The sequence below is a fragment of the Streptomyces sp. ISL-98 genome (assembly GCF_018614055.1).
Classification (GTDB): domain Bacteria; phylum Actinomycetota; class Actinomycetes; order Streptomycetales; family Streptomycetaceae; genus Streptomyces; species Streptomyces spiramyceticus.
Genome location: NZ_JAGGPB010000083.1, coordinates 1 through 19,724, shown reverse-complemented (window position 1 = coordinate 19,724; position 19,724 = coordinate 1). Strand labels below are relative to the sequence as shown.

Sequence of the window (19,724 nt, the reverse complement as noted above, 5' to 3'; positions counted from 1 at the left end):
CCGGCTTGACCTGACCAGGCCGCGGCATCCAGGCACCTCCTGGACGCCACGCTACCAGCCGCGACCCTTAAGTCACTGGTATTGGGCTTAGCCTCGATTTTTCGTGACGGCTCGTCAGTTCAACTGGCGGGTTGTTTGGGCTTGTTGGACGGAGTGCGGGCAGGGTGAGGGCCCGGCTGTCGCGTCGGGTGGGCGCCGGGTTCCACGGCTCCGGTGGGCGGGTGAGGTTCGTCGGGGCAGGTGAGTTGGCTGGTCAGCCGGGGTTCGGGAGGGCGTCGAGTCGCTGCATCGCTGCGGTGATGACGTCGGTCCATGGCTAGTGTCGGGCGAATCTGAGGTGCCGTCGGCGGGCGGTGGTGACGAGCTGGGCGGCGGCGGAGAACAGACGGAGCCGCAGGCGGCGAGGCTCCCAGAGTCGGGCCTGGCCGGTGAGGGCGAGCATCGGCATCCAGGCGAGCAGGTCCAGGGCGAGCTGGACGATCTCCAGCCAGATCTGGTTTTGCGCGGTGTCGTGGAGGGGCAGGTTGCGCAGGCCGGTGGCGCGCGCGTTTCGGATACGGTCCTCGGCTCGTGCCCGCTGACGGTGGCGCAGTTCGAGGGCGGCGATCGCCATCTTGGTGGTGTTGGTGGCGAAGCAGGTCAGCCGTAGTCCGTCGGCGTCGGTGAAGCGCAACTGGGCGCCGGGGTGCGGACGTTCCTTGCGGACGATCAGTCGCATCCCTTCGGCCAGCCCTTGAGGGCGTCGCCGTCGAGCTCGGCCACCCAGGCACCGTCACGGATCTCCCCGCCGGGCTCGACGGCCGCTGTCCAGGCAGAGGCGGGGACCTTCAGGACGGTTTGATGAATGACGTCGGTGATGGTCATTCCGACGAGTAGGACAGCTTCCGCGCTTCGCGAGCCAGGTCACGAACTTGTGGGTGCCGCCGCCGGAGTCGGTCCGGATCAGCGTCTGGTGCCCGCGCCGGTACTTCTTTGGCAGCTGGGCCAGGGCCAGTTGGGCCGTGGTGAGATGGTCGGCGGCCGTGTTGCTGCCCGCGTTGCCGGGCCGCAGCGGCGACCGGCTCCCCACTGCCGCCTTGGCCGTGGTCGACGAAGGCCATCAGCGGGTGGTGCCCGAACGTCTTCGTCCAGGCCGCGGCGGCGTCCTGTTCCCCGGAGTGCTCCAGCACGAGTACTCCGTCGATATCCACGATCACCTGTGCGCCGGCGCCTGGATCAGCTGGGCTGGTCAACTTCCAGGCATACTCGCGGACTTGGTCCCGTGCGGTGCGGATCGCGGCAAGGGCCTTCGGCCCGGCCGAGGCGAGCGCGTCGACGAGGCGGGAGACCGTGGGATCGGAGACCACCGCACCGAACACGGCCGACTCGGCCCACAGCATGCCCACGTCCGCCAGGCAGTCCTCGCCGAGCGCGACCGCCAGGGCCACATCCAGCAGGATCTTGCCCGGAACGTGCACCGCCCGAGGCCTGCGCCACGGCGCCCGGGCCGCCAGCACGCGAAGCTGGTCGGAGCCGACAGCAGCAGAGGGGCGGCCGTAGCCGGTCTGCTGGATCCAGATGCCATCGTGCACTGCGTGATCCAGAGCGGACTGCATGCCGTTCCGAGCGGTGGTCATCGCTTCGTCGAATGGGGCTATGTCCACCAGCAGCCCCAGTTCGAGACCCTGAATGGTCCGCGCCAATAGATCACGCCACGTGCGGTCGTGGTGCGCATGAGGATGATCCGCGTCGTCTCGGCCTCCCTGCGCGCCCGACCTTCCGACTTGTTGACCTCCCGTCGCGCAGCTGCCGACACGCGTAAGGGCCCCAGTAGGCGGCGGAGCACGACAGCTGCACGGCCAACGAGCCTCACAACCGATGGTCCAGTACCAAGACCGTCGAGCCCCGTGAGTTCAGGGAAACTGAGCCTGCAGCAGGAACTAGCGGGGCGGTCTGTGTGCATCAGCTGGGTGTGTCCGTGGGTTCGGCGGGAACGTGAGGGTGGGCTGCGAGACGGCGCGCTTCGGCCGTGACCTCAGCGTCGACCTGGTCCACTGTGCTGTCGCCGTATTCGAGGACGTCGTACTCGTCATAGAGTTCGGCGAGCCGCTCACTCAGCGACAGCTCATGTCCGTAGCGCTGGTGAATCCGGAAAGTGAACTCCCGAGGTGTCAGCTCGCCTGCGAGCATGCGGCGTGCGAGCGCTCGGGCGGCGGCTGCTTGGCCGGCATCGCTCGCGACAAGATAGAAGGTGAGGCCGAGTTCGTTGAGTGCTTCGGGGAGCAACTCGTGCACGTCGTAGTCCGCCTCGGCGCGCGTGCAGGCGGCCAGCGCCCGGAGCCCGGGGCTGTCGAGGCCGGCGACGAGCGCATCGCAGGCGGCCCTGACGACGTCGCTGGCACTGATTTCTCCCATGCTCCAGAGGGCGGCATGGTCCTGTAGGGCGGTTGCTGCTGCTTCGGTCGACGTCACCCGCCCATGATTCCCTTCACGGTGCGTCCCGGTCGAGCAGGTTTCGTCGAAGTTGCTGTTCAGCGGCCTGTTCCAGCAGGGCTCGTGCGGAGTCCCCGTAGCGCATCGCGTTCTTCTCGTCGAGCCTGAACACCTCGGCGAGGTGGAGCGGATCGGGCCCGTGGGTGAGGGCCTCTTCGAGTTGCCGGTCGACGCGGAGACGCTCCAGCGTCGCGTCCTCAGTGGTTGCTGGCTCGGCTCGTCTTGGTGGCGGTCTGGTTGTTGATCAGCAGGTGGAGGTTCGCTGTGCTTGGCCACCAGCTCCGTCGGTGCTCCAGCCAGCCCAGCAGCAGTTTCAACGTGAGATCGTCCAGTGAGCGGACACGTCCGGCGATGGGGCAGCCGACGGTTGCCGATGTGGAGGTCGTCAAGTGCAAGGGGGCCGATCTGGGCGACCCTGGCGGCATCCACCGTGGCGAGGGCGAGGATCAGTCGTGCCGCCGGGGCGGTGGCCGCCGCGACGGACCGGTCGACCTGGTCGGGGACGAGCGCGGTCAGCACGCCGTACTCGTACTGGCCGACTTTGATCCGGCTGGTGGGGTTGCGGAAGCTGAGACCTGCCCGCTTTGACGACTTCGTAGTGGTCGCTCATGGAGGCATTGTGTACGGCTGATGCTCGAACGCCCTTGCCTAGCCGCCCTGTCCGGCGGGGACCCCGCACTGCGGGCAACTTTGAGAGAAGCTACTGAGACGCTCTGGCGGGAGCAGAGCCCGTGGCGGAGGCGAGGGAGAAGGCGGATCCTGCGGACGGCGCGTCGGCTACTGGGCCTGAGGAGCGGCGGGGATATGCGGCAATGGCCCGGGGCCAGGCGTCGGCGCGATCACCGGGGCCTGCTGTGCAGGGGTGTTGTCGCGTCGGCGCGCGCCGACCGCGACGGAGACACCTGCGATCTCCAGGGCGAGCCCGGCCATTCCCAAGATGATCGTTGTATTCCTGCCGTCCGTCGCGTCGCAGTATTGAACGGGCATTGATTCCTGAGTCTGGCTCCAGCAACGCCACTGGGTGTCCTCTTCCAGCTCCCACACGGCGGCGGTTCCCAGTGTGGCAAATCCGGAAAGGATCAGGACTATCTGTATGACACGAGCTATTGGCGACATGGCCAGCACATTAGCGGCCCCGTGCTCAATGATCGAGTCAAGACGGCTTGAACGCCTCGTGGGGCTGCATCCACATCGGGATGCATGTTCACGTTGTCCTGCTGAACTGGCCCAGGGAGAGACTATGCTGCCGCAGTGATCACTGCCCCCAGCGTATCCCGCCAAGTCCTCACTGCCGGTGCGATATTCATCGTCCTTGTCGTCGCCGTCGGCTCATGGCGGTGGTGGGATCAGTCAGGCAACGGCGAGTTCGAGGCTGACCCCAGGTACTGCGCGCTAGTTTCCCCGCTGACGGTGCATCGGCTGATCCCGAATCTGGCGTCCGAGCGAGAGGACACGGTGTCCTGCACCTGGGCGGCGCCACGCGAAAAGCGGATCCCACGGGCCAACGTGCATCTCTTGGCCTTGCGGATGGCCACCGTGGACACGGCGCAGAGGGACATTTCAAGGGAGCGCGACGAGTACGGCAAGTTCTGGGAGCGCGGGACGCTGGAGGCGCTGTCCGGTCTGGGGGACGAGGCGTTCGTCCGCTTCCGCGAGACCACTGACATCAGTATTTCTGCCCAGGTCATGTTCCGCCGCAGCAACATGGTGGTCTCTGTGCAGTACAGCCGCAGTGACAACGACCGGGCAAAGGCGCGTGCCGGAGCGATCGATGCCGCTCGGGACGCCATGGACAGGCTGTAACACCGAGCCCTGACGGCAGTTCATGCGCTGATGAGCCGTACCTGTCGGCGGGCGGGGTGCCGCGTGCCGCCTATCTGGCTTCGTCCCGTAGACAGGCGAACACTCTGTGCAGCGCATCATGCGCACGTTCGGGCGTGCCGTCATGGAAGGCCGACCGGGCCCGGCCGAGGTCTTCGAGCCGGAAGGGGCGAGGTTCTGCCGGGGTCAGCCTGATGACCAGGGGGCTGGAGCCCGCCTGCTTGTAGGCAGCCAGTTTGTGGTGCCCATCGAGCAGGTAACCCACCCAGCTTTCGGCGGTGGGGAACAGCGCCACCAGCGCGGGGAGGGCGGTCCCGGTGCGGATGCGGTCGCGGTAGCTCCGTACGGTGGCGAGGTCGCGGGGCGGCCAGGAGTCAGTGGTAACCAGAGCGAGGTCCTCATCGGGGTACCAGTGGTGGACCTGACGGACGCGGGGATGGACGACCCGCAGACGGTGCGGGGCTATCTCCGCGGTCATCACGTACCGGCCCGGAGCGAGCAGGGACAGCAACGGACGCAACCGCTCCGGATCCGGCGGATCGGCCTGACCAGTACGGGGATGCGGAATGAGCTCGGGGGCGCTCAGCCACTCGGTCAAGGACTTGACCTCGGCGATGCCCGGTCCGCAGGCCCCCGCGCGAGCCGCCAGCCAACCCACACTGCCGCAGCCGTCGCTGGCTTCCAGCAGCACCGGGTCGCCCGCCAGCAGGAGCAGACTCCCCCCTTCGTCCCCGGTCACCTCGATCGCGCCGTGCCCGTCGGGAACGTCGAAAACGACGGTAGGGAGAGGCGGAGGCGGCTTTCTGATCACCCCGCCGAGTCTGCCAGACTGTGAGGGGACGGCTGGGGACGATGAGGCGCGACCCCCGTACAGCTGCCCTGCCTTATCACGAGGGGGGATGGTGGCATGGCCGAGGTGTGGGCGCACGGAATGATCAACTCCATTCTGTACGCAGCGCTGTACAGGAATGCGGGGATGGAGCTGGACGACCAGATGGTTCGCCGATTCGCGGTGGCCATGCAGCTGCAGCCAGTAGTCGATGTATCTATGGCCAAGCAGCTGGAGGGGCTGCGCACGTCGCTGGCCGAGGACGTTCCGCTCGCCGATTCCTTTCCCCCGTTTGACGGGCAGCGGCCGTACACCGAGGCCGAGTTCCGCGACTTCCTACGGCGGCTCGCCGACGAGCTGGAGACCTACCGTCCCTGGCAGAAGCTGCCCGAGCCCCCGGCACCGGGCTTCAGCAAGCCCATGTCGCCATGGCGGCGCTGGATCAGGCGGCATTGAGGCTGTACCACCTTGCCCAACGGGCCTTGACCCCGAGTCCTGGACACGGGCTTATGCGGCTTGGGCCAGGTTAGTTGATGTTGTTCCGAGTGCCGTCTCGTAGGCGATGGGGCTGCGTTGTCCGTGGCTCGAGTGACGGCGTCGGGTGTTGTAGTGGTGCAGCCACTGGAACAGGTCGAGCCGGGCTTTACGCTCGTCGCTCCAGGCCTTGCGGCCGTGGAGGGTCTCCCTCTTGCAGGTCGCGTTCCAGCTGTCCGCGAGCGTGTTGTCGGCCGAGCTGCCGACGGCGCTCGTGGACTGGCTCACACCCGCCCGGCGGCAGGCGTCAGTGAATGCCCGGCTCGTGTACTGGGGCTCCGTGGTCCGTGTGCATCACGGCGCCGACGAGGCTGCCACGGGTCCGCTCGGCCGCCGCCAGGGCGTCGACGACGGTGCCCCTCAACGAGTTGCGCCGCAGCGTGCTGACCAAGAAGGCAGACACGTTCAGCCGGACGCACGCAGTCGCCCTGGCCTACATGGGCGCCGTCCAGGCTCGCCAGGGGGAACGTCGAACCCGCGTGCGGCACTTGGCGCAGGCGCCCGGCCGGAATGGACTCCGTCCATTGGGCCGCCCGCGCTGGAGCTCGGCAGCGGTCTCGCGGCGCACCGCGGTCAACAAACTTGCCGAAGCAGCGCGGGCTCAGCCCGGTGAACGGACCTATCCAACACGGCTCCGACGCCGTGATCACACCAGCCACACCAAGATCATTTCACCCGTGACCAGCGATTAACGGGACCTCCTTAGCTGTTCGACGGTCCGCGCGCCGCTGCGGCCCATCAGTTTTATCAACGTGGTCGGATGCGGCACAGGGGAAGTCAACGGGATTCGGCAGAACCGTCGCCAGCTCAGGGAATCCGCGACCTCACGGCACAGCGTCTCGTAACCCAGCTGGTACCGGTGCTTGAGATAGAGCAGTCGCAGCAGCGTCTCGACCGGCACCGACGGTCGCCCCAGCCGCCCCAGCCGCTCGGCGAATACCGCCCGCCACGGGGTGATGAACCTCTCGTCTCGTCCAAGAACGCATCGATCACGGCCAGCTCAGCCGACAGCTGCCGCGCTTGCTCCGGAAGCATCTCCCACCATGTGTCCTGTATTCCCGTGACACGCAATATCGCCACCCCCCCCGGCCGTCACCGACCCACCTCCACTGTCGCGGCCACGGGCAGCTGGCACCAGATACGAACCACGGACTCGAGGTACTTGCCGCCGGCCGGGGACTCGGTGGAGTGGTGGACGACCCGCGGGGGGTGTCCGTCGACCCGCCGATGACGCCGTCGCCCAGCCGGATGGCGCCGGAGATCCACACGACGCCGGAGGCGCCGCGCGGCACCTCCCCGGCGTGGGGGGGGGCGAAGAGGGAGTCTGCCCCGATGCCCGCTGGGGGCGTGGTGTCGGCATCGTGGATGACGAACGGGTCGGCGCCGACGGGCTCGTACCAGTCCAGGTCTCCGTCCTCGCGCAGCACGAAGAGGCGCGGCTCCGGTGGTGAGGCCGGCCTCCACCCTGCGGGCGCATGACCTCCGTCAGTGACACCACCCACCGGAACAGCTCCCACAGCTCGTCCGGCACCAGATGCTCGACAAGACTCGCCATGCCCTGGACAGCGAGAGCGATCCGCCGGAAGAAGGGTGTCTGACTTGACATCGCTTCACGGACAGAGGCCGTTTGGGTGATGGTGCTGTCGGCACCCCGGCCACCTCGCTTAACCTCGTTACCAGAAGGGCACCGACAGCTATTCCGCCGCCGCTCCACCGGTCGCGGTGCAAAGGGGTGCTGGATGTCGATGACGAGTCGGCGCGGTCTGCTGGCGAAATCTGCGGGAGCTGTGGCGGTCACCCTCGTGCCCAGCTCCGGCGCGGCAAGGGTGAACACACCACGGGAGCGGCCGGTCACTACGGTCGACGGGCGCGTGGACTGGGACGCCTTGCGGGCGCAGTTTCGTCTGGAGCCGGGATGGGTGAACCTCGCGTTGTTCTACCTGGCGTCGCATCCGAAGGTGGTGCGGGATGCGGTGGATCATCTGAGTGCACAGGTCGACGCCAATCCTCTGTCGGTGCCCACGGGGATGGCGCTGCCCGACGGTCCGACCGGATGGCCCCGGGTACGCCAGGCGCTCGCGGCCTATCTGGGAGGCCGGGCCGAGGACATCGCGATGACGGCGAGCACGAGTATCGGGCTGGGTGTTGTCTACAACGGCGTCGTGACCCGTCCGGGACAAGAGTTCCTGTTGACGGAGCACGACCACATCTCCCATCGCACCGCCGCCCGGTTGGCCGCCGAAAAGCAGGGCAACACGGTGCGGCTGGTCTCCTGGTTCGCCGATCCGGCCACCGCGACGGCGGACGGCATCGCAGCGGCAGTCGGCGAGGCGATACGCCCGAACACCAGAGTCGTGGGGATCACCTGGGTGCAGTCCAGCACGGGGCTTCGGATGCCGGTGCGTGCGGTGGCCGAGGTGGTGCGCCGGGCCAATGAAGGGCGCAGTCCTGCCGACCGGTGCCTGCTGGTCGTCGACGGCGTGCACGGGCTGGCGGCAGTCGACGAGGACGCCGCCGGTCTGGGCGCTGACGTGGTGATCGCCGGAACGCACAAATGGCTGTTCGGTCCAAGGGGAACGGGGCTGGTCTGGGTGGCGCCGGACGTCCTGGAGCAGCTGCGGCCCACGTTCGTGAGCTTCATCAGGGGCGGGGGAGCAGCGTCCCTGTCGCCCGGCGGGTTTCTGGCGTTCGAGCATGCTTTCGCCCTGCCGGTGGCGGTGGCGCTGCATGAGCAGCTGGGCCGAGCACGCGTTGCCACCCGGATCACACAGCTGTCGACCCGGGTGAAACAAGGACTGAGCCGCATCCGCGGGGTCACCGTGCACACTCCTGCCGACCCGGAACTGTCGGCGGGCCTCACCTGTTTCAGTGTGGCAGGCCACACCCATCAGCAGGTCGTCGACCACGCCGCCGCTCACCGCGTGCGGCTGTCCACCTCGACCTACACCCGCATCGGCACCGCCGTCATCAACACTCCAGCAGAGATCGACACCGCGCTCAACAGCCTGGCTGATCTCACCCGCTGAAAGCCTTTCTTGGCTTTCCCGGGGCGTTGCTGGGGCGTTCGGCACAGGGCCCGGCGACGGGCGGGAGATGGTTCCATGGAGCGCAGGGCGGCGAAGGCCCACATGTAGCCGACGGCGGCCAGGCGTCGGTTCATGTCCCGGCCGGGCCCTGACCCTGCTCGTGATCGCGGTAGGACCGCGTACCCGAAGTTGCGCGATTCTGCGGGTCAACCCAGCGGCAACACCGACTTCTTCAGGGGCAAGTAGCCAGGCGCGAGGCGACCGGCCGTAGCGGCCAATCCGAGCATGCGTCTCGGCACGGATCGATCAGGCCCAGGACGGCCGTCGTGTCAGCTGTGCCTGTCACCACGACGTCGGCCGGTGGGTGTAACGATGTCCACGAGCATGCTGGTGTGGCTCCGGCAGCGAGTCGTACTGATCGCGCACTCACGCCGCCGCTACCCCGAACCCACCGCCCGTGTCCCGGCTTGATCTTCGGCTACGAATCTTGCCAGAGCCACTTCGACGAGTACGCCGACAGAGCCGCACTTCAGCCGGTCTCGGCATCCTTGTCCGACTCGTCCGCCCTCTCCTCGACATACCGTACGCAGTCGGGGTTGCGGCATGGCTGGGGCTCCCAGACGGGGGCCCACACGCCGAGGATCTTGCGTCGTTTGAGGGCCGTATCGACAGGCTGTCCGCAGGCGGGGCATACGTGCTGCGGCTCTGCCTGCGGGCCCTGGACGGTCCTGCGTCCTTCGTTGCTGCCCATGTGCCCAGGGTAACTAGAAGCTGCCTAATCCGCCGTGACGAAGCGTGGCCGGGTAGCCTGTAAGCACGCGGCTGACCTGCGGAAATGGTGACTGGCTCCGACCCCGGGTCAGGGGGGTGAGAGCTTTCTTCGTCTCAATGGACGTGCGTAGCTCTCCATCCGGGCCGGACTTCGTCCAGTGGTGTCGGCCGGTGGGTGCGCCGGAGCTGTTGGGAGTGCGGGAGAAGATCTTCTTCAGGTGCATCTTGTCGCACCTGCCGCCGGAAGTGATCTTGGCGTAGTCGCCGGGCTGCGGCCTGCGCAGTGGCAGGCAGGCCCACCAGCAGCATCCCCGCGGAACGCCGCGACGGCGAGGCATAAGGCCGGGCGCCGCCGCAGGCTGATGATTATCGGTGTGCTCAAAGCGTTGTCCCTGGATGGGGGCGCGTGGGACGAGAAGGGCGGGCGGCGTAAGGGCCCCCGTGGGTTGCCACCCGTCCGCCGGCCAGCCCAGCCACTGAAGGGTTCCACTCCGGCCGGGTCTACCGCATCGACGCCCCGGGCAGCACCCCGGTCCCGATCACCGGAGGCATCGGCGCGAACGGCGGGATCGTCGTGCGCGAGGACGGACAACTGCTCGTGGGTACCGGCAACGACCTCCTCCACTCGCTCACGGGCGACGTCTTCCCGGTGTCGAAGCTCCTGCTGGTGGACCCGGATTCGGGGGCGGTGAGCACGTTCGCCTCGGGGCTCGGCGGCATCGACGGCGTCGCCCTCGCGCCCGACGGCACGGTGTACACGACCACTCTGGGCGGCCGGACCATCGGCCGCGTCACGCCTGATGGCAGGGTCGACCACGACTGGGCGCGCGTGGCGCAGCCCAACGGCATCGCCGTCTCACCGGACGGGAGCCAGGTGTACGTCGTCCAGACCACCGTCGCCCCCGGCCTCTACCGCATCCCCGTGGCCGATCCAGGGCACCCGCAGCGCTGGATCTCCACCGACGGGACCGACACCCTGGCCCTCCCCGACGGCCTCACCCTCGACGACCGCGGCCGTCCGCTGATCGCCACCCACACGGCGGGCCAGATCTGGCGGGCCGAGGGTGGCACCCTCTGCGCCGTCGCGTCGGGACTGCCCCTGTCCACCCAGATCACGTACGGGCAGGGCGGGCGTGGCTTCTCGGAGGGCCGGCTCTACCGGGCGGGCATCGACGGGGGGATCTACGAGATCCCGTGAGCCGGGCCGGCGCACCTGACGCCCCTGCTCAGACCTCCGGGAACTCCGGGTCGATCCCGAGGGCGGGTGAATCCGAAGACTGTGTACCGCGGGGATGCGCGCGACCCGTCGACCGTATTCGCGACGGGTTTCCAGTCGCGCGGGCGGCCCTTGTGCGGGCTTAGCCCGTTACCCCTGAGGCACCACCCAGCGCCCCACCACTTCCGCCTCGTTCAACAGCTCGTCCGCGCCCGCAGCCTGGTCCAGCCGAGGCTCTGCTTGAGCATGCGGGCGCGGAATGTGCAGGCAGGCCATTACGTCCGCGAAAGCGGGCGCGTCACCGGCCTGTCCGCCGGTCAGGACGATGAGGTGAGACAGTCCTAGTTAGCAGGCCGGACAGGCCGGTAGGAGCTGGCTCGCAGGGTGGCCCGCAGTGATATAGCTGGCTGGAGCTGCAGGCCGGCCGTCGGAGCCACCTCGCCTGGGTCGACGTCGATGTGGAAGCGCTGGGCCAGCGTCGCGAGCACTAAGGCTGCCTCTACCAGGGCGAACCGCGCGCCGAGACAGCTGCGCTGGCCGCCCCCGAACGGAAACCAGGCGTGCTGGGGCACCGCCTGTTGAGGATCCGTGTCCCAGCGTTCAGGTCGGAAGGCCGTGGGGTCGGGGAACCAGCGGGCGTCTCGGTGGGTGACCCACTGGCTGCACCAGACCATGGTCCTGGCCGGGACCGGGGTGCCTCCGAGGACAGCGCCGTCCTGCGCCACTCTGGGAGGGATCATCCACCCGGGCGGATAGAGTCGCAGGGCTTCTTTGACGATCTGTTGGGTCCAGGCCAGATGCTCATAGTCGTCGATGGTCGGGGGACGCCCGTCCAGGACGCGGTCGAGCTCCGTGGTGAGCCGTTCCCGGGCGTGCGGGGATGTCGACAGGAGGTACCAGGACCAAGCCAGCGCCGTGGACGTGGTCTCGTGGCCACCGAACCACATGGTCACCGCCTCGTCCCGCACCTCCCTGGGGGTGAGCGACCTGCCTCCCTCGTCCCGGGCTGCGAGCAGTCTGCTCAGCAGGTCCTCGCCATCGTTGCCCAGGCCCTTCGATGTTTGTCGGGCGCGGATGAGCCGATCGATCTCGGTATCGACCGTCGCGACGGCGCGAAGCAGGCGCCGCCGAGCGGGGGTGCGCGCCCAAGCCGGCAGGAAGAGCCCGACACCCCGCAGTTCGGCGCCGATCTCTCCTCCAGCCACCGTCATCGCGTCGCCAAGAGCGCGGGCCTGGTCCCCGACGTCGTTGCCGAACAGGGTGCGGACCACGATCCGCTGCGTGAGCAGAGTCATCTCCCGCAGCACATCGACCCGGCTCCCGTCCTGCCAACGGTCCGCAAGCGCCACGGCGCAGTCGACCATCGTCGTCGCGTAGGCGCGCACCTGGCGGGGGCGGACGGTCGGCTGGACGAGGGATCGCTTGCGGCGCCAGTCGGCGCCCTGGCTGCGGATGACGCTGTCGCCGACCAATCGTCTGAACGACCAGCCGATATCCGGGGTCTCGTAGCGTCGTTCGTCGGCCCCAAGCAATTCCGCGATGTGCTCGGGGTGCGAGAGGAAGATGATCCGCATCGGGCCGAGCGACCAGGTCACCACGTCCCCGAAGTCGTCGCGCAGGCGCACCAAGAACGCCAACGGGTCCCGGCCGAAAGCGGGCAGGTTTCCAAGCAGCGGCAGCCCACGCGGGCCAGCAACAGGAAGAAACGGGACAGTGGGCACTCCCAGCCAACGAACCGACTCCCGAACGGTTTCGTCCAGGAGAAAGCAGCGCTGCGGCTGAGGCGGCTCCGGCCGCCCCTACTACGGTGCCGGTCACATATCCCGCTCAGTTCCGCCGAATACGCGCCCAGTCGCCAACGGGTGCAAGGCCCGTCGTCTGGCCGCTCCGGGGGTTGGTCAGGGCTGCCGTGATGACGGTACGCCCGTGGTCCTGCCAAAGGGCTGCCCCAGCGGACTCTTGTGCAGGTAGCGGCCGAGTGCCATGAGGGGGAAGACCTGGCGGTAGAGGTGGTAGTTGATCGAGCAGTCCCCGGGGAAACCCGTGCCCGTGAAGTACGGCTCGTCCCACGTGCCGTCTTCGCGCTGTGCCTGGGCGAGCCAGCCGATTCCCCCCACGACACTCTCGCTCTCCCACTCGCCGGCCGCCAGGAGGGCGAGCAACGCCCAGGCAGTCTGCGAAGCGGTGGATGTGCCCTGCCCCGCCCACCGTTCGTCCCGGTAGGAGCGCGGGTCTTCGCCCCAGCCCCCGTCGTCGTTCTGTACGGACGACAGCCAGGTAACGGCACGGCGGATCGCTGCGTGCGCCGCGGGCAGCCCGGCAGCCATCAGCGCGGGGACCACCGCGCCGGTGCCGTAAACGTAGTTGACGCCCCAACGGCCGAACCAGGCTCCGGACACCTCCTGTTCCGCCAGGAGCCATGCGACACCGCGCCCGGTGCGCGGGTCAGCGGACTTGCCCTCGAGGGCAAGCATTTCCACGATGTGGGCGGTGACGTCGGCGGACGGCGGGTCGGTGACCTCACCGAAGTCGCAGAACGGCAGCCGACCGACGATCGCGCTGGTGTTGTCGGCGTCGAAGGCTCCCCAGCCACCGTTCCTGGACTGCATGCCAAGGCTCCAGCGAAGGCCACGCTCGATCGCCGCGTCGACCCGTACCGGGTCAGGGTGCTGGACGCGTCGCAGCGCGAGGATGACCTCGGCGGTGTCGTCGAGGTCCGGGTTGTTGTCATTGTGGAACTGAAAGGCCCAGCCGCCCGGGTCGAGGCCGGGCCTGCGGACGGCCCAGTCGCCGGGCCGAAGGTGCTGCTTTCCCAGCATCCAGTCAGCGGCTTTGACCAAGGCCGGGTGGTCGGAGGGCACTCCCGCGTCGGCGAGAGCGCTGACAGCCAGACTCGTGTCCCACACGGGCGACTGGCTGACTTCGATCATGCGGGCGCCGTCCTCGCGCCAGACGGCAAAGGCATCCAGCGATGTCAGGCCCGCGCGCATGACCGGATGGTCCAGCTCGTAGCCGAGCAGGTGCAGGGCGATCAACGAGTACGTGGCATCCACCTGAATGCCACCCCAGCAGCCGTCGTTCTCCTGCCGCTCGATGATCCAGCGCGCAGCACTGTTCATGGCGGCCTGGCGCAGCCGACGCGGTGCCACCTTGTGATACGCAGCCAGCGCCCTGTCGACGCACAGGAAGAAGCCGCCCCAACCTCTCACCGGAGCACGCCGCCTGGTGGGACCAGGCACACCCGCCTCGGTATGCAGCTCGTCAAGGCCGAACGGTGCGGGCCGTACGGGGCGCATTGCGGAGACGACAGTGAGCGGCACGATGGCCTGCCTGGCCCAGCAGGCGAAGTGATAAATGTTGAACGGGAACCACCTGGGCATGAAGATCAGCTCGGGTGGCAGCGCTGGCAGGTCCTCCCACTTCCACCAGCCGAACAGCGCGAGCCAGATGCGAGTGAAGACCCGGCTGGCAGCAATGCCGCCGTGCGCGCGAATCCACGCGGCCGCTTTGGCCATGTGCGGCTCGTCGGGAGCATCTCCGGCGAGCCGCAGGGCGACGTACGCCTCGATGGTGGTGGAGAGGTCGCCCGACCCTCCATGGAAGGTGGACCAGGCGCCGTCCTCGCGTTGCCCGCCGCGGATGAAGAGGCGGGCGGCGTGGGTGGTCTTCCCATCCTGGATCCCGAGGAACTGCCGGAGCAGCAGGTCTTCGGCGTCGCTCGTCACACTGCACTCAAGGTCGCCCTTCCACCAGCCCTCAGTATTTTGTCGGGACAGCAGATGCCGAACGGCCAGCGCGGTGGCGCGTTCAGCCAACTGGCTCGCTGTCGGACGGAGGGCGGGGGCATCGTTCCCAGTGTCCGCCTTGTTCAGAGTGCGGTCGGATAAGCGCATCGGGTAGGGCCTCACAGTCGGTGCAGACCAGGAGCGGCTCCTCCTGGTGCTCTTACCGCTCCAACGACGTGAAGCAGATCCCAGCGACGCCACGCAGATCATTACTCCGAACGTGTTCTCAACAACGGGGGCGCCGGCCCGACGTCCGCCCACTCAGTCGCCCTCGTCAACTCACCCAGCCTGCAGGAGCGGGCGTAACCCCGGAGCTCCCGATGCTGTATCCACCGGGGCCGCCGCATGCCCGAGAACCCCACCGGAACTCCTCGGTGAGCGGACTTGCCCACCAGGCGATAGCAGCACACCTGTCGCATGCACGGTGGTCGCCCGGCGCTGAGCGCCCTACTTGGCCAACGTGGCCAAGTAGGGGTTCTGACCGCTCTTTCGGATGCTGTTGGTGATCTTGCTGGGTCCCGCCGGAACCGCGCGGTCGCGCCGAGTGCGGCGTGCCGGGCTCGTAGTCAATGAAAGTGACCTCATGTCGTCTCCGGCCAGTGCTTCAGCTTTCCGCGCCGACGGGTGACCAGCGACGGCTGGGACGCAACGGCTCACTTACCGAAGATCGCCAACAGCATCTCTTCCGTGATGACTACGCCAGAACGATGGCTTGTGCCCAGACCGGGCAGCCGCCGTGCAACCGCCTGAGCAGCGCAGGGTTCTGCGGGCAAAGCACTCGTGGCTGGCGGCTGCCTGGGCCTTCACGGAGCACGGTCAAACCCGGGCGGCTGGCCGCCCAGCCTACGAAGCCCCCTCGGGCTGCCCTCATCGCCCCCTCGCAGGAGCACAACCTTGCGTGTCAGGCCAAGGCCTGTTCTCCAGCGGGTTCGGCTGCCTCTTCGAGCCGTGAGTTCTTGCGGCTGTAGAGGAGGTAGACGGCCAGGGCAAGGGTCAGCCAGCCTCCGAAGAGGAGGTAGGTGTCGAGCGGCAGTTCATAGATGAGGTAGCCGCAGGCCAGGATCGACAGGACGGGGACGACGGGATATCCGGGGACCTGGAAGCCGCGGTCGAGATCCGGGGCGGTGCGCCGCAGGATCATCACGCCGAGTGAGACGACGGCGAAAGCCGCGAGGGTGCCCATGCTGGTGAGGTCGGCCAGCAGGCCGAGGGGAAACACGGCTGCGAGGAGTGCGACGAAGCCGCTGGTCAGGAGGGTGGCGACGGCCGGGGTGCCGGTGCGCGGGCTGACGTGGCGGAAGGCGGGGGCAGCATGCCGTCGCGGCCCATGGTGTAGAGGATGCGGCTCTGCCCGTAGAGCACCACGAGGGTGACGCTGACGAGGGAGAGCACCGCCCCGGCGGAGAGCAGGATGGCGGGCCAGCTGGCTCCGGTGATGTCGCCGAGGATGGCGGAGAGCCCTGCCTGCTGGTCCTCGAAGGCCGTCCAGGGCTGGGCGCCGACACCGACGACGGCCACGAGGATGTACAGGGTGGTGACGACGATCAGGGCCCCGACGATGGCCAGGGGCAGGGTGCGGCGGGGGTTGTGGACCTCCTCGCCGGCGGTGGAGACGGCGTCGAGGCCGATGAAGGCGAAGAAGACGGTGGCCGCGGCGGTGCTGATGCCGGCCATGCCCATGGGGGCGAAGGGCTGCAGGTTCCCGGAGTCGAAACCGGTGATGCCGACGGCGATGAACAGGACCAGCACACCGAGCTTGATCAGTACCATGACGGTTTGACCAGGGCCGATTCCTTGGCGCCACGGACCAGGAGCAGGCAGCACAGGCCCACCAGGACGACGCCGGGCAGGTTGATGTATCCGCCCGCGCCCGGCGGTGCCGATATCGCGTCGGGCATCTGGAAGCCGAAGAGGCGCTGGGTGAGGTCGTTGAGGTACTGACCCCAGCTCACCGCGATGGCGGCGCCGGAGACGGCGTACTCGAGCAGCAGGCACCAGCCCACGGCCCAGGCCGCGAACTCGCCCAGGGTGGCGTACGCGTAGGAGTACGAGGAGCCGGACACCGGCACCGCCGAGGTCAGCTCCGCGTAGCAGAGCGCGGTGAGGGCCGCGGCCACCGCCGCGAGGGCGAAGGACACGATCACGGCCGGTCCGGCTTCCGGAACCGCGCTGCCGAGCAGGAAGAAGATTCCGGTGCCGATCGTGGCGTCGATCCCGATCATCGTGAGCTGGAAGGGGCCCAGAGTGCGGCGCAGCCCGCCGCTTTCCGCCTCGCTCGTGAAGGTGTGCAGGGGCTTGCGTCTGAGGAGCTGCTGGCGCAGCGTCGGCCGAATGGGCATCGGAACTCCTTCAAGGGGCGGGGTGGTTACGGCTTTCGTGGGAGGCCGGTTCTTCGGCTGGGCGGCAGGTGGGGTCAGGGGAGGTCGCGGCGTGTCAGGTCGCCGTACGTTTCCCGGCGGACCACGGCTCGTGCCTGGCCGTTCTGGCAGAAGACGACGGGGGGCCGCAGCGCGCCGTTGTAGTTGTTGCTGAGGGAGAAGCAGTAGGCGCCGGTGGCCGGTACGGCGATCAGGTCGCCGGGGCGCGGGTCGCGCAGGAGTACGTCGGCGCTGAGGGTGTCGCCGGACTCGCAGTGCCTGCCCACCAGGTGGTGGGGTGCGCCGCCGCCCACGCGGGTGGCGACGGTGGCTTCGAATCGCTGCCCGTGCAGGGCGACTTCCAGGTTGTCCGCCATCCCGCCGTCCACGGCGGCGAAGACCGGCTCGCCGTACTTGACGGTGACCACCCGGTAGAGCGTCACCCCGGCCTCCGCCACCATCGACCGGCCGGGCTCGATGATGATCTCCGCATCGGAGGGCAGCACCTTCCTGGCCGTCCCCACCAAGGTGTCCAGGTACTCCTCGATGGTGGGCGGGTGGTCACCGTAGGTGTAGCGGGCACCGAGGCCACCTCCCAGGTCGTAGACGGCGAACGTGCCGAGACCGGCGACGGCTTCCACGGCCCGGGCGAACGGATCGGTGTCGAGGATCTGGGAGCCGATGTGGACGTGGACACCATCCAGCCGCAGCCGGTCACTTGCGCGCAGCCGGGCGATCGCCTCGCGCGCCTGGGGCAGGGGCAGGCCGAACTTCGACCCGTCCTGCCCGGTGGAGACCGCGGCGTGGGTGTCCGGGCGGATCCCCGGCGTCACCCGGACCAGGACTGGCTGCTCCGTCGTGACGATCCGCTCCAGCCGGTCGATGTCGTCGAGGTTGTCGATGACGATCAACCCGGCACCGGCCTCCATCGCCATCCGCAGTTCCGCTTCCGTCTTGGCGTTTCCGTGCACCACCAGCGAAGCCGGGTCGACTCCACCGGCCAGGGCCAGGGCCAGCTCACCGCCGCCCGCGACGTCGATGCTCAGCCCCTCCTCCGCCAGCAGCCGGTACACGGCCGTGCACGGGAACGCCTTGGAGGCGAACGCCACCCGTGACTTCTCCCATCGGGCTGCGAGCCCGTCGGCGTACCGGCGGGCGCGGTGGCGCAGTGCTGCCTCGTCGACGATCAGCGCGGGAGTACCGAATCGCTCTGCAAGGTCGGTCACCCGACAGCCGCCGATCAACAGCTCACCGGTAGGAGTGAGCGCCGTGCCCGGCGGAAACAGCCCGAGGAGGGCTTCCTGGGACGGCGGGGCAGCTGGTGCGAGCGCGACGGACATGATCTTCCTCCACGGGTGGGGCACAGCCGGTTCCCAGGGCGGGGTCGGCCGGTCGCACCATGCTGGAGGCCGCCACCCCTCCCCTGCTTTGTCGCGATCGCCTACGATGCCGCCATGACGTGGTCGGATCTGACAATCCCGGACAGCAGCGATGGGACCGGCGAGGAGCTGTTCGCTCTCGCCGACGCCATCGCCGTGGTCATCGGCGGTTCCGTGGCCATCGAGGACCTCGACACCCGCGTCCTCGCCTACTCCACGGTGCCGGGCGGCCGTATCGACGAGCTGCGCCGCCAGGGCATCCTCGGCCGACGCGTCCCCGACCAACCAGGCCCCCAGGGCGAGGGACAGGTGCGCCAGTACCGTGAGGTGCTGGCCGCCACCGGCGTCGTACGCCTCCCAGCCCTGGCCGACAGCGAACTGCCCCGCGCCGCTGTCGCCATCCGCGCGGGAGACCTCCCGCTGGGCACGATCTGGGCTATCGAGGACCACAACCCTCTCGACGCGGCGGGGGAGCATGCCCTGCTGGACGGCGCCCGAACCGCAGCCCTGCACATGCTCCGCCGTCGCGGCGCCGCCGCACTGGAACTCCACTCCCGCGACCAGGCACTGCGCGCCGCTCTGGATGGCGCCGCGCCGCCGCAGGAGACTGCCTACCGCCTCGGCCTGCCGGCGGGCACACCGGTGCTGCTGATCGGTTTCGCCCCAGCCGGCGCACCCCCGGAGGTGCAGGCTCTGCTCACTCGGTTGGGAGGGGACCTGGGCCGGCACTGGTCGGCCGTACGCCCCTCGGCCGCAGTCGCCACCGCCCCCGGCGCCGTCTACGCCCTGCTGCCGGGCGAGGACCCGGAATCAGGACGGCGCCTGGCCGCACAGGCTCTCGCGGCCGTCGCCCGGCCCCGCACCCAGCCGCTGCGTGCCGCCCTCAGTGAATCCGCCACGGGGCTGTCCGAGCTGGCCGAGCTGCGTGCGGAGGTCGACGACGTACTGCGCGTGACCGCCCGCGATCCCGAGGCACCCGCGGTCGCAGCCTTGGCCGACGTCCACGCCCGGGTCCTGCTCACACACCTGGCGGACGAACTCACACGGCGGCCGAGGCTGCGCCACCCGGGCATCGAGGCGATGCTCGAACACGACCGCACCCACCACACCCACTACGCGGCGTCTGTGAGCGCCTGGCTGGACGCCGTCGGAAACATCAGTGAAGCGGCAAGCCGCCTGACCATCCACCAGAACACCCTCAAGTACCGGCTACGCCGCAGCCGCGAACTCTTCGGCCTCGACCTGGACGACCCGGACACCCGTCTCTCCAGCTGGTTCCAGCTCCGCATCGGAGCCGGCAAAGCAGGCCGCTCCCAGTCCTAGCCCGCCCACCAGGTGCCCAGCGTGTGAGTCTGAGGGTGGAAACCGATACGAAGCCCGCCAGCTGCGCCAGCCTGGACGCAGGCCGTCTTTCTGGCGTAGCCATCACGGAAGCGCGGTCAGAACCCCGTAGTTGGCCTTACGTTCCTGGGACGGGATGGTCGAGCCTTACGTTCCTGGGACGGGATGGTCGTGAGGTGACTCCTGTGGTGTG

The 19,724-nt window shown here is 68.7% G+C and carries 15 protein-coding genes and 4 pseudogenes; 6 read left to right on the top strand and 13 right to left on the bottom strand.

All coding sequences use genetic code 11. From position 1 onward, the window contains the following. Window positions 1–253: 253 nt before the first annotated feature. Window positions 254–1,490: pseudogene (locus J7I98_RS37620) on the bottom strand (IS1380 family transposase); the annotation flags it as partial. Between the two features lie 451 nt (window positions 1,491–1,941). Further along, entirely contained in the window at window positions 1,942–2,451 is a 510-nt protein-coding gene (locus J7I98_RS37615; RefSeq protein ID WP_308378073.1) for a hypothetical protein, read from the bottom strand. 339 nt (window positions 2,452–2,790) lie between these two features. On the opposite strand from J7I98_RS37615, the gene J7I98_RS41875 reads away from it, so the two are divergent. Further along, entirely contained in the window at window positions 2,791–3,060 is a 270-nt protein-coding gene (locus J7I98_RS41875; RefSeq protein WP_251021771.1) for a hypothetical protein, read from the top strand. Window positions 3,061–3,249: 189 nt separating this feature from the next. Here the strand turns inward: J7I98_RS41875 and J7I98_RS37605 are convergent, their stop codons facing one another. Beyond that, window positions 3,250–3,588: a hypothetical protein gene (locus J7I98_RS37605; RefSeq protein WP_214929564.1), complete on the bottom strand. Its 339-nt coding sequence runs from the start codon at window positions 3,586–3,588 to the stop codon at window positions 3,250–3,252. A gap of 135 nt (window positions 3,589–3,723) precedes the next feature. On the opposite strand from J7I98_RS37605, the gene J7I98_RS37600 reads away from it, so the two are divergent. Further along, entirely contained in the window at window positions 3,724–4,275 is a 552-nt protein-coding gene (locus J7I98_RS37600; RefSeq protein WP_214929563.1) for a hypothetical protein, read from the top strand. A 70-nt stretch (window positions 4,276–4,345) separates the two neighbouring features. On the opposite strand, the gene J7I98_RS37595 is transcribed toward J7I98_RS37600, so the two are convergent. After that, window positions 4,346–5,104 carry a hypothetical protein gene (locus tag J7I98_RS37595; protein WP_214929562.1) on the bottom strand — a complete coding sequence of 253 codons (759 nt, stop codon included), beginning with the start codon at window positions 5,102–5,104 and terminating at the stop codon, window positions 4,346–4,348. Between the two features lie 96 nt (window positions 5,105–5,200). On the opposite strand from J7I98_RS37595, the gene J7I98_RS37590 reads away from it, so the two are divergent. Beyond that, window positions 5,201–5,578, top strand: coding sequence for a hypothetical protein (locus J7I98_RS37590; protein ID WP_214929561.1), 378 nt, complete (start codon window positions 5,201–5,203; stop codon window positions 5,576–5,578). Between the two features lie 51 nt (window positions 5,579–5,629). Here the strand turns inward: J7I98_RS37590 and J7I98_RS37585 are convergent, their stop codons facing one another. From J7I98_RS37585 to J7I98_RS37570, 4 genes and pseudogenes are all read right to left on the bottom strand, one after another. Further along, the gene (locus tag J7I98_RS37585) at window positions 5,630–5,884 is read right to left on the bottom strand and encodes an integrase core domain-containing protein (RefSeq protein ID WP_214929560.1); all 255 of its coding nucleotides are present in this window, start codon (window positions 5,882–5,884) and stop codon (window positions 5,630–5,632) included. Between the two features lie 19 nt (window positions 5,885–5,903). Continuing rightward, window positions 5,904–6,047, bottom strand: coding sequence for a hypothetical protein (locus tag J7I98_RS37580; protein WP_214929559.1), 144 nt, complete (start codon window positions 6,045–6,047; stop codon window positions 5,904–5,906). A 135-nt stretch (window positions 6,048–6,182) separates the two neighbouring features. Then, window positions 6,183–6,315 (bottom strand): annotated as a pseudogene (locus tag J7I98_RS37575) (IS5/IS1182 family transposase); the annotation flags it as partial. 44 nt (window positions 6,316–6,359) lie between these two features. Beyond that, a pseudogene (locus tag J7I98_RS37570) lies at window positions 6,360–6,730 on the bottom strand (transposase); the annotation flags it as partial. A 560-nt stretch (window positions 6,731–7,290) separates the two neighbouring features. On the opposite strand from J7I98_RS37570, the gene J7I98_RS37565 reads away from it, so the two are divergent. Beyond that, on the top strand, window positions 7,291–8,682 hold the full coding sequence (locus J7I98_RS37565; protein WP_251021770.1) for an aminotransferase class V-fold PLP-dependent enzyme: 1,392 nt from the start codon (window positions 7,291–7,293) through the stop codon (window positions 8,680–8,682). 529 nt (window positions 8,683–9,211) lie between these two features. On the opposite strand, the gene J7I98_RS37560 is transcribed toward J7I98_RS37565, so the two are convergent. Further along, entirely contained in the window at window positions 9,212–9,433 is a 222-nt protein-coding gene (locus J7I98_RS37560) for a hypothetical protein (protein ID WP_214929558.1), read from the bottom strand. 594 nt (window positions 9,434–10,027) lie between these two features. On the opposite strand from J7I98_RS37560, the gene J7I98_RS37555 reads away from it, so the two are divergent. Next, the gene (locus J7I98_RS37555) at window positions 10,028–10,651 is read left to right on the top strand and encodes an SMP-30/gluconolactonase/LRE family protein (protein WP_214929557.1); all 624 of its coding nucleotides are present in this window, start codon (window positions 10,028–10,030) and stop codon (window positions 10,649–10,651) included. A gap of 359 nt (window positions 10,652–11,010) precedes the next feature. Here the strand turns inward: J7I98_RS37555 and J7I98_RS37550 are convergent, their stop codons facing one another. The 4 genes and pseudogenes from J7I98_RS37550 to lysA all read right to left on the bottom strand — a co-directional run bounded on the left by J7I98_RS37550 (window position 11,011) and on the right by lysA (window position 18,151). Further along, on the bottom strand, window positions 11,011–12,396 hold the full coding sequence (locus tag J7I98_RS37550; protein WP_214929565.1) for a cytochrome P450: 1,386 nt from the start codon (window positions 12,394–12,396) through the stop codon (window positions 11,011–11,013). 171 nt (window positions 12,397–12,567) lie between these two features. Beyond that, window positions 12,568–14,562, bottom strand: coding sequence for a squalene--hopene cyclase (gene shc, locus J7I98_RS37545; RefSeq protein ID WP_214929556.1), 1,995 nt, complete (start codon window positions 14,560–14,562; stop codon window positions 12,568–12,570). 793 nt (window positions 14,563–15,355) lie between these two features. Continuing rightward, window positions 15,356–16,793 (bottom strand): annotated as a pseudogene (locus J7I98_RS37540) (APC family permease). Between the two features lie 74 nt (window positions 16,794–16,867). Further along, the gene (gene lysA / locus J7I98_RS37535) at window positions 16,868–18,151 is read right to left on the bottom strand and encodes a diaminopimelate decarboxylase (protein ID WP_214929555.1); all 1,284 of its coding nucleotides are present in this window, start codon (window positions 18,149–18,151) and stop codon (window positions 16,868–16,870) included. Window positions 18,152–18,265: 114 nt separating this feature from the next. On the opposite strand from lysA, the gene J7I98_RS37530 reads away from it, so the two are divergent. Beyond that, on the top strand, window positions 18,266–19,513 hold the full coding sequence (locus J7I98_RS37530) for a CdaR family transcriptional regulator (protein WP_214929554.1): 1,248 nt from the start codon (window positions 18,266–18,268) through the stop codon (window positions 19,511–19,513). The last annotated feature ends 211 nt before the right edge of the window (window positions 19,514–19,724 follow it).